Genomic DNA, 8659 nt, shown 5'->3' on the forward strand with positions numbered 1-8659 from the left:
CCGCGGGCCCCGGCCGTGCCCCGCCGCCGGCCCCACGGTCCGGTCCGGGGGCACCCGCGCGGGCGCCCTCCGCGCGGGAGGCGCCGCCGGCCCGCGCCGCGCCGGGGCTCATCCGACGAAGAGGCAGAAGGGGTGGCCCGCCGGGTCGGCGAGCACCCGCAGCGGTTCCTGGGGGTCGTCCGACCGGTCGCGCAGCAGGCGCGCCCCGAGGCTCAGGGCGCGCTCGGTCTGCGCGTCCAGCGCCGCGACGTCGGCCACCGTGCAGTCGAGGTGCAGCTGCTGCGGCACCTCGCCGTCGGGCCAGGTGGGCGCCGCGAGCCGCTCGACCTGCTGGAACGCGAGCTGCACCGCGCCGGGGTTGCGCAGCACGAGCCAGTCGGCGTCGTCGGGCGCGCCGTCGGCGGGCGGCTCGTCGCCGGCGCGGTAGGACAGCCCGAACAGCCGCCGGTAGAACTCCGCGAGCCCGCGGGCGTCGGTGGTGTCGAGCACCACCTGCCGGATGGTGGGGACGCTCGCGGGGACGCTGTCAGCCACGTGACCTCCTGTGTCGTCGGCGGTGGCGGCGCGCCGGCGGGCGCCGCCGGTGCCGCCTCGCCCACCGTAGCGCCGGGGCCCGCGCCGCGCGGGGGAGAATGGAGCGGTGCAGTGCCACCACTACGACGCCGGTCGGTGCCGCTCGTGCACCCTCCTCGAGGTGGCCCACCCCGCGCAGGTCGCGGACAAGGAGCGGCACGTGCGGTCGTTGCTCGACCCGGTGCTCGGCGCGGCGTCCGGGACGGACGCCGTCGCGTGGCTGCCGCCGGTGGTCGGCGCGGAGGCGGGGTTCCGCAACAAGGCCAAGATGGTGGTGACCGGGACGGTCGAGGCGCCGGTGCTGGGCATCGTCGACGCGCGGACGCCGCTGGGCGCGCCCGTGCGGGGCGTCGACCTCACCGACTGCCCGCTGTACCCCGCGCCGCTGCAGGCCGCGTTCGGGCCGCTGGCCGAGCTCGTGACCCGGGCCCGGATCCAGCCGTACGACCTCACGCCGACGCGCGGCCGGGTCACCCCCAAGGACGCCGCCCGGCGCGGCGAGCTCAAGCACGTGCTGGTGACCCTGTCCCCCGACGGCGAGCTCATGGTGCGGCTCGTGCTGCGCTCCCAGGAGCCCGTGGCGCGCATCCGCAAGCACCTGCCATGGCTGCGGACGGCGCTGCCGGGGCTCGCGGTGCTCAGCGTCAACGTGCAGCCGGAGCACAAGGCGGTGCTCGAGGGCGAGACGGAGATCGTGCTCACCGAGCGGCAGACGCTGCCCATGCGCCTGGACGGCGTGACGCTGCACCTGCGGCCGCAGTCGTTCTTCCAGACCAACACCGAGGTCGCCGCCGCGCTGTACCGCCAGGCGCGGGAGTGGGTCGACGAGGTGGCGCCGGCCTCGCTGTGGGACCTGTACTGCGGCGTCGGGGGGTTCGCGCTGCACTGCGCGGCGCCGGGGCGCGCGGTCACCGGCATCGAGATCTCGGCGGAGGCCATCGCGTCGGCGGTCACCACGCGCGACGAGCTCGCCGCCGCCTCGCCCGAGGGAGCTGCGGCGATGGCGGGCGTGCGGTTCGCCGCGGGCGACGCGACGGCGTTCGCCCTCGCCGGGGTGTCGCCGGCGGAGCCCGGGTCGGTGCCCGAGATGGTCATCGTGAACCCGCCGCGGCGCGGTATCGGGCCCGAGCTCGCGCGCTGGCTCGAGGCCTCCGGCGTCCGCCACGTCCTCTACTCGAGCTGCAACGCCGTCACGCTGGCGCAGGACCTGGCCGAGATGCCGTCGCTGCGCCCGGTGCGGGCGCGGCTGCTCGACATGTTCCCGCAGACGCGGCACTACGAGGTGCTGACGCTGCTCGAGCGCGCCTGACGACGGCGCTCCTCCCGGGCTCTCGCGGGCTCGGTGAGGTGGTTGGTGCCGGACGACGCTGGCCTGCACCTCGCGAAGTGTCGCCGTGCCCGCGCGCGTTCGCACGCCGAACGCTGCTCCGGGCAACCCGGGACGGTCAAAAGTCGCTTCGCAACGCTCTGACGTGCGAGCACGCACGACTGGTGCGATTGTCAAGGCCGTCGCCGACACGGGCGGCACGGAAGGAGGAACTCACCGTGACAATCATCGGATGGATCATCCTGGGCCTGCTCGCCGGTGCTATCGCCAAGGCCATCCTGCCGGGCAAGCAGGCCGGTGGCTGGATCGCCACCCTGATCATCGGTGTCGTGGGGGCGCTGCTGGGTGGCTGGCTCGGGTCGCTGCTGTTCGACGCCCCGCTGGAGGACTTCTTCTCGATCCAGACCTGGATCCTCGCGATCGTCGGGTCGATCATCGTGCTCCTCATCTGGGGCGCGATCACCAACCGACGTCGCGCCTGACGCCCGCGCCGCACTCCGCGGACGCTCGAAGGAGGCCGCTCCCCTCGGGGAGCGGCCTCCTTCGCGTCCAGGGACCGCGCAGGACGACCCGCACGCCACGACCCGCGGACGACGACCCGCGGACGACGACCCGCAGACGACGACGCCCCGGCGCGGTGCGCCGGGGCGTCGGTGCTCTCGGAGCCGGCGGCCGGGTCAGCAGCCGCCGACGGCCGGGTCAGCGGCCGAAGGTGTCGCGAGCAGCGTCCTTGACCTTCTCGCCGGCCTGCTTGGCGTTCGCGCCGCCCTGCTCGGCCTTGCCCTCGGCCTTCATCGAGTCGTCGTCACGGGCGTCGCCGATCGCCTCCTTGGCCTTGCCCTTGAGCTCGTCGGCCTTGTTCTGGATCTTGTCGTCGAGACCCATCACTCACTCCTTCGAAGACGTTCGTCGAACGGTCGGTCCGGCCCGACGGCGGTGCGCCGTCGGCCCGCGACGGGCGCCGTCGCCGACGTCCCGTCACCTGCTACGGCATCACGGTTCGGGGCAGTTCGCACGATGGCCCGGGGCGACGGGCCGCCGCCTCGACCGGATCAGCGCGTCAGCCGCGCAGCCACGTCACCCACCGCCACCCACCGCCGTCGACGGCTAGGGAAGTGGGACGTAACCCGCAGAGTTTCGTCCCACTTCCCTAGCCGTCGGCGGCACCAGCGGACCGGGCCGCCGACACCGCACACCGGGCGGCACCGACGCACCGGGCGGCACCGACGCACCGGGTAGCGGGAGCGCGCGCACCCGCGGCCGCCGGGCACGCCCGGTGTGACGCGCGCCATATGCGATGCGTGGACCGCCCGGAATAGACGGCCGCCTCCCCGGCTTGAGACCGGATGTAAGACGACCGGTCACATTCCGTGATCGGCCCGCCACCTCAAGCAAGGGGAACCGTCATGGCACGCATCGCGGTCGGCACCGAGAACAGCACGAGCATCGAGCTGCACTACGAGGACAAGGGCTCGGGCCAGCCCGTCGTCCTGATCCACGGGTTCCCGCTCGACGGCAACTCCTGGGAGGGCCAGGTCCCGGAGCTCCTCGACGCGGGCTACCGCGTCATCACGTACGACCGGCGCGGGTTCGGCCAGTCGAGCCAGCCCTCGACCGGCTACGACTACGACACCTTCGCGGCCGACCTGAACGTCCTGATGGAGACCCTCGACCTGCGCGACGCGATCCTGGTCGGGTTCTCGATGGGCACCGGCGAGGTGGCCCGCTACCTCGCCCGCTACGGCTCCGACCGCGTGGCGAAGGTCGCGTTCCTCGCCAGCCTCGAGCCGTACCTGGCCATCACCGATGACAACCCGGACGGCGCCGGCCCGATGTCGTTCTTCGAGGACATCGCCGCCACCGTGAAGAAGGACCGGTACGCCTACTTCACGAGCTTCTACCAGGACTTCTTCAACCTCGACGAGAACCTGGGCACCCGGATCAGCGAGGAGGCCGTGCGCAACGCGTGGAACATCGCGGCCGGCTCGGGCCCCATCGCCTCGGCCGCCGCGCCGCTGACCTGGCCCACGGACTTCCGCGCCGACATCGAGAAGGTCGACGTGCCGGCCCTGATCCTGCACGGCACCGCCGACCGCATCCTGCCGATCGACGCCACCGGCCGCCGGTTCACCAAGGCGCTGCCGGACGCCGAGTACGTCGAGATCGAGGGCGCGCCGCACGGCCTGCTCACCACGCACACCGCCGAGGTCAACGAGGCCCTGCTGAAGTTCCTCGGCAACGCCTGACCTGCCGGACGACGTGCCAGGATCGACCTGGCCCCACCGACCCGGGCCCTCCGGGGAGCCGCACGGCTCCCCGGAGGGCCCGGGCGCAGGAGCAGCGCACGTCCAGCCCCACCCCCGGCCCGCCACGGGCCAGCCGTCCCTCCAGGAGCACCCCATGCCCAGGCCCAGCCTCCGCGAGGCGATCGTCGAGTCCGCCACCACGCAGTTCCACCTGCACGGGTACAACGGCACCGGCGTCGCCGCGATCACCAGCGCGGCCGGGGCGCCGAAGGGCTCGTTCTACAACCACTTCGCGAGCAAGGAGCAGCTCGCGCTCGAGGTGGTCGACCGGTTCGCCGACGGCATGGGCCTCGAGATGCTCTCCGACACCGCCGTGCCGCCGCTGGAGCGCATCCGCGGGCACTTCGCGTCCCTCGCCGGGGCGCTCGAGGTGCACGCCTTCCGCCGCGGCTGCCTGCTCGGCAACCTCGCGGTGGAGACCGCCGTCGACGGCCCCGAGGTGGCCGCCCGGGTCACCGCGTTCTTCGACCGGTGGTCCGTGGCGCTCGCCGCCGCGATCCGCGAGGCGCAGGCGGACGGGAGCGTGCCGGCGCACGTGGACGCCGACGTCGTCGCCGACGAGCTGATCGACCTCTACGAGGGCCGCACGATGCGGGCCCGCACCACCGCCGGCCCGGCCGGCATGCAGCACCTGCTCGACCACGCGCTGCCGCGCCTGCTCGAGCTGCCGCGCGCCTGACGACGACGGCGGTCGCCCGCCGTCGTCGCCCGCCGCGTCGTCGGCGTCAGGCGCGCGCCCGCGGGTCGCTGAGGTACCCGGTGCGGCGCAGCACCCGCTCGGCGGGGATCGTCAGCAGCGGCGGCACGCTGCACGCCAGCGCCACGAGCGCGCGCAGCCACCCCCAGCGCAGACGCGCCGCGGCCACCAGCGTCACGACGACGTAGAGCACGAACGCCGCGCCGTGCAGCCGGCCGAACAGCCACACGCCGGCCTCGGTGGTCTCCGTGACGTACTTGAGGAACATCCCCACGAGCAGGCCGGCCCACGTGAACGCCTCGACGAGGGCGACGACGGCGAACAGCCGCCCGAGCGGCGTCATCGGCCGACCGGCCGGGCCGGCGGCGGCCCCACCGGCCCCGGAGGCTCCGGCGGTGTCGGTGGTGTCGGGGACGGGGGTCGGGGCGGTCATGCTCGGGCCTCTCGGTCGGCGGCGTCGACGGTCGCGGGGTCGCGGGAGTCGGCCAGGGCGGCGGGGGCGCGGGGGTCGGCCAGGGCGGCGGACCCGCCCGCGTCGCCGTCCGCCGCGGCGTCGACGAGCGCCACGGCGCGCACGCGCCGGTCCTCGACGCGCGTGACGCGCAGCTCGCGGCCGTCGTCGAGCGCGACGACGTCGCCGGGCTCGGCGAGCCGGCCGAGGCGCGTGATGAGGTAGCCGGCCACCGTCTCGTACGGCCCGTCCTCGAGCTCGACGCCGGTGGCGTGGGCGAACTCCTCGATGGTCAGCCCGGCGTCGTAGGTGCCGTCGGCGTGCGTGGGCACGCGCGGGTCGTACTCGTCGCGGATGTCGCCGACGAGCTCCTCGACCAGGTCCTCCAGCGTGACGATGCCGTCGGTGCCGCCGTACTCGTCGACCACCAGGGCCATGTGCGTGCCGCTGCGGCGCATCGCCGACATCGTCGGCAGCAGGCGGTTGGTGGTGGGCAGCTCCAGCAGCGGACGGGCGACGTCGAGCAGCGTGGTCGGGGCGCCGTCGGCGCCGTCCCGCCCGCCCCGGCCGCCGGCACGGCGCGGCGGCGCGAACAGGTCGCGCACGTGCACGAACCCGAGCACGTCGTCGAAGTCCGCCCCGGTCACGGGGTAGCGCGAGTACGGCAGGTCGCGGCTGCGCTCGGCGGCCTCCGCGAGCGTCAGGGAGGCCTCGAGGAACACCACCTCGCCGCGCGGGCGCATCACCTCCCCGAGGGTGCGGTCCGAGGCGGCGAAGACGCCGTCGAGGATCTCGCGCTCGTCGTCGTCCAGGCCCTGGTGCGCCTGGACGATGCCGCGCAGCTCCTCCTCGCTCATCTCCTCGCTGCGGGCGCTCGGGTCGCCGCCGAGCAGGCGCACGACGGCGTCGGTGGAGCGCGACAGCAGCCACACCACCGGCCGCATGATCGCGGCGAAGCGGTCCAGCGGCGGGCCGACAACGAGGGCGACCTGCGCCGCCCGCTGCAGCGCGATGCGCTTGGGCACCAGCTCGCCGAGCACCAGCGACAGGTACGCGATCACGAGGGTGAGCACCACGAGCGACAGCGTCGAGGCCAGCCCGGCGGGCAGGCCGATCCCCTCGAGCAGCGGCGCGAAGTCGGGGGCCAGCGTCGAGGCGCCGTAGGCGGCCGAGAAGAAGCCGGCCACGGTGACGCCGATCTGCACGGCGGCGAGGAAGCGGTTGGGGTCGCGGGCGACGGAGGCCACGCGGCGGCCGCGGCCGCCACGCTTGTCCAGCTCGGCGATCTGACCCTCGCGCAGCGACACGAGGGCGAGCTCGGTGCCGGCGAACACGCCGCCCACCAGCACGAACACGAGGACGAGGGCGGCGTTGCGCCAGGTCTCAGCGTCCACGTCGCGCCACCCCCTCGCGCGCGTCCGGACAGGTCGCGGGGGTGCCGGCGCGGACGCCGGTACTGCTGCTGGGGTCCATGGTCCTTCCGTGGGGTCGCGGCGCCGGCACGGTGCCGGCGGGGCTCGGGCACGCGAGGGTGCCGTCGCGAGGGTCAACGCAGCGGGGCCCCGGATCAGTTCCGGCCGGGCCGACGCCGGTTCGCCTGGGGTGCCCTCCGCCGGGGCGGCGCGCGCGGGCCCGACCGCTCAGGCCGGCACCGGCCGCCCGGTCTCCATCTGCACGACGACGTCCTCCACGTGCGCACGGAACCGCGGGCACGTGGCGATGTCGTGCGAGCGGCACCGCAGCGCGTGCAGCGTCATCTCCCGCGAGCGCTGCATCTCGGCCATCCGCCGCTCGAGCTCGGCCACGTGCGCCTCGAGGATCTCGTGCCGGTTGCGGGCCTCGCCGTCGAGCATGACCCTGATCTGCTCCAGGCTCATCCCGGCGTCCTTGCTGCGGACGACGACGGCGACGCGCACGACGTCGTCGCGTCCGTAGCGGCGACGCCCGGAGGGGTCGCGGGCGGGGCGCAGCAGGCCCTCGTCCTCCCAGTAGCGCAGCACGTGCGCCCCGAGGCCGAAGCGCTCGGCCACCTCGCCCACCGACCAGGTCCGTTCCCCCGTTGACTTCATGTCGACATGAAGTCACAGACTCGCCAGCAGGCGCAAGACACCGCCGCGCGCCGCCCGGCGCACCGAACCCGAGGAGGACCCGTGAGCACCCACCCCACCGCCCCCACCAGCACCGACCGGCCCGACGACCGGTCCGACGACCGGTCCGGGGCGGACGTCCCGCCCGACGCCCCGCTCGACGCCGTGATCGTCGGCGGCGGCCCCGCCGGCCTGCAGGCGGCCCTCACGCTCGGCCGCATGCACCGGTCCGTGCTGCTGCTGGACTCCGGCAGCTACCGCAACGACTGGGCCGAGCACATGCACAACGTCGTCACGCACGACGGCACGCCGCCCGCGGAGTTCCGGGCAGCGGCGCGCAAGGACCTCGCCGCCTACGACACCGTCGAGGTGCGCGACGCGGCGGTGGCCACGATCGCCCGCGCCGGCGCGCAGCACGACGGGGACGGCGCCGGGGCGGACGACGGGGACCGCTTCCGGGTGGACCTCGAGGACGGCACCGCGGTGACTGCCCGCGCCGTGCTGCTGGCGACCGGCCTGCGCGACACCCTGCCGGACGTGCCGGGCCTCGAGGAGCTGTTCGGCACCGTGGCGGCCCACTGCCCGTACTGCCACGGGCACGAGTTCTCCGGCACGCCCGTGGCGGTGCTCGGCAGCGGCCCGCACGTGGCGAAGGTCGCGTTCCTGGTCGAGCGGATCGCGTCGCGGGTCGTGGTGCTGGCCGACGGCGAGGAGCTGGACGCCGGCGTGCGGCGCGTGCTCGACCACGCGGGCGTCGCGGTGCGGCCGGAGCCCGTGACCGGCGTGCGGCGCGAGGGCGACGGCGCCCGGGTGACGTTCGCGTCCGGGCCCGACGAGCTGGTCGGCGGGCTGTTCGTGGCGCCGACGACGGCGCAGGCGGCGCCGTTCGCCGAGCAGCTCGGGCTGACGACGCTGCCCTCCGGCTGCGTGGAGGTCGACCCGTTCGGCCGCACCAGCGAGGCCGGCGTCTTTGCGGCGGGCGACATGGCGCACACCGCGGCGCTGCCCATGCCGCAGGCAGCGGTGCTCGCGGCCGCCGCTGCCGGGCTCACCGCCGCCACCGGCGTCGACGCCCACCTGCTGGCGGAGGACCACCACCTGCCCGTCTGAGCCGGGCGGCGGGCTAGGGACCCAGCCCCGCGCGGGCGCCGGCGCGGGAAGCGGTCGGCGCGGACGGCCGGCGCGGACGGCCGGCGCGGACGGCCGGCGCGGACGGCC

The 8659-nt window shown here is 75.2% G+C and carries 10 protein-coding genes; 5 read left to right on the forward strand and 5 right to left on the reverse strand.

Features of this window, described 5'->3' with window-relative positions; all coding sequences use genetic code 11:
• Window positions 1-108 precede the first annotated feature (108 nt).
• The gene (locus GSF02_RS18015; RefSeq protein ID WP_159798746.1) at window positions 109-534 is read right to left on the reverse strand and encodes a VOC family protein; all 426 of its coding nucleotides are present in this window, start codon (window positions 532-534) and stop codon (window positions 109-111) included.
• Window positions 535-640: 106 nt separating this feature from the next.
• Between GSF02_RS18015 and rlmC the strand changes: the two genes are divergently transcribed.
• Together rlmC and GSF02_RS18025 are read left to right on the forward strand one after the other, a co-directional pair.
• On the forward strand, window positions 641-1882 hold the full coding sequence (rlmC, locus tag GSF02_RS18020) for a 23S rRNA (uracil(747)-C(5))-methyltransferase RlmC (protein ID WP_159798747.1): 1242 nt from the start codon (window positions 641-643) through the stop codon (window positions 1880-1882).
• A gap of 236 nt (window positions 1883-2118) precedes the next feature.
• Window positions 2119-2382 (forward strand): GlsB/YeaQ/YmgE family stress response membrane protein, encoded by a 264-nt coding sequence (locus GSF02_RS18025; protein ID WP_159798748.1) that lies wholly within the window; start codon window positions 2119-2121, stop codon window positions 2380-2382.
• Between the two features lie 217 nt (window positions 2383-2599).
• Here GSF02_RS18025 and GSF02_RS18030 read toward each other — a convergent pair whose 3' ends face one another.
• On the reverse strand, window positions 2600-2785 hold the full coding sequence (locus tag GSF02_RS18030) for a CsbD family protein (protein WP_159798749.1): 186 nt from the start codon (window positions 2783-2785) through the stop codon (window positions 2600-2602).
• A 521-nt stretch (window positions 2786-3306) separates the two neighbouring features.
• On the opposite strand from GSF02_RS18030, the gene GSF02_RS18035 reads away from it, so the two are divergent.
• Window positions 3307-4146 (forward strand): alpha/beta fold hydrolase, encoded by an 840-nt coding sequence (locus GSF02_RS18035; protein ID WP_159798750.1) that lies wholly within the window; start codon window positions 3307-3309, stop codon window positions 4144-4146.
• A 154-nt stretch (window positions 4147-4300) separates the two neighbouring features.
• A complete protein-coding gene (locus tag GSF02_RS18040) occupies window positions 4301-4885 on the forward strand; it encodes a TetR/AcrR family transcriptional regulator (protein ID WP_159798751.1) in 585 nt (194 codons plus the stop codon).
• A gap of 46 nt (window positions 4886-4931) precedes the next feature.
• Here GSF02_RS18040 and GSF02_RS18045 read toward each other — a convergent pair whose 3' ends face one another.
• The 3 genes from GSF02_RS18045 to GSF02_RS18055 all read right to left on the reverse strand — a co-directional run bounded on the left by GSF02_RS18045 (window position 4932) and on the right by GSF02_RS18055 (window position 7423).
• Entirely contained in the window at window positions 4932-5336 is a 405-nt protein-coding gene (locus GSF02_RS18045; RefSeq protein ID WP_235915686.1) for a DUF3817 domain-containing protein, read from the reverse strand.
• Entirely contained in the window at window positions 5333-6748 is a 1416-nt protein-coding gene (locus GSF02_RS18050; RefSeq protein WP_159798752.1) for a hemolysin family protein, read from the reverse strand. The genes GSF02_RS18045 and GSF02_RS18050 overlap by 4 nt, the downstream gene beginning before the upstream one ends.
• Window positions 6749-6994: 246 nt before the next feature.
• The gene (locus GSF02_RS18055) at window positions 6995-7423 is read right to left on the reverse strand and encodes a MerR family transcriptional regulator (protein ID WP_159798753.1); all 429 of its coding nucleotides are present in this window, start codon (window positions 7421-7423) and stop codon (window positions 6995-6997) included.
• 81 nt (window positions 7424-7504) lie between these two features.
• Here GSF02_RS18055 and GSF02_RS18060 point away from each other — a divergent pair, with 81 nt between their 5' ends.
• A complete protein-coding gene (locus tag GSF02_RS18060; RefSeq protein ID WP_235915687.1) occupies window positions 7505-8551 on the forward strand; it encodes an NAD(P)/FAD-dependent oxidoreductase in 1047 nt (348 codons plus the stop codon).
• Window positions 8552-8659 lie beyond the last annotated feature (108 nt).

Origin of the sequence: Puerhibacterium puerhi (assembly GCF_009846865.1) — a bacterium.
Taxonomy (GTDB): Bacteria; Actinomycetota; Actinomycetes; order Actinomycetales; family Cellulomonadaceae; genus Puerhibacterium; species Puerhibacterium puerhi.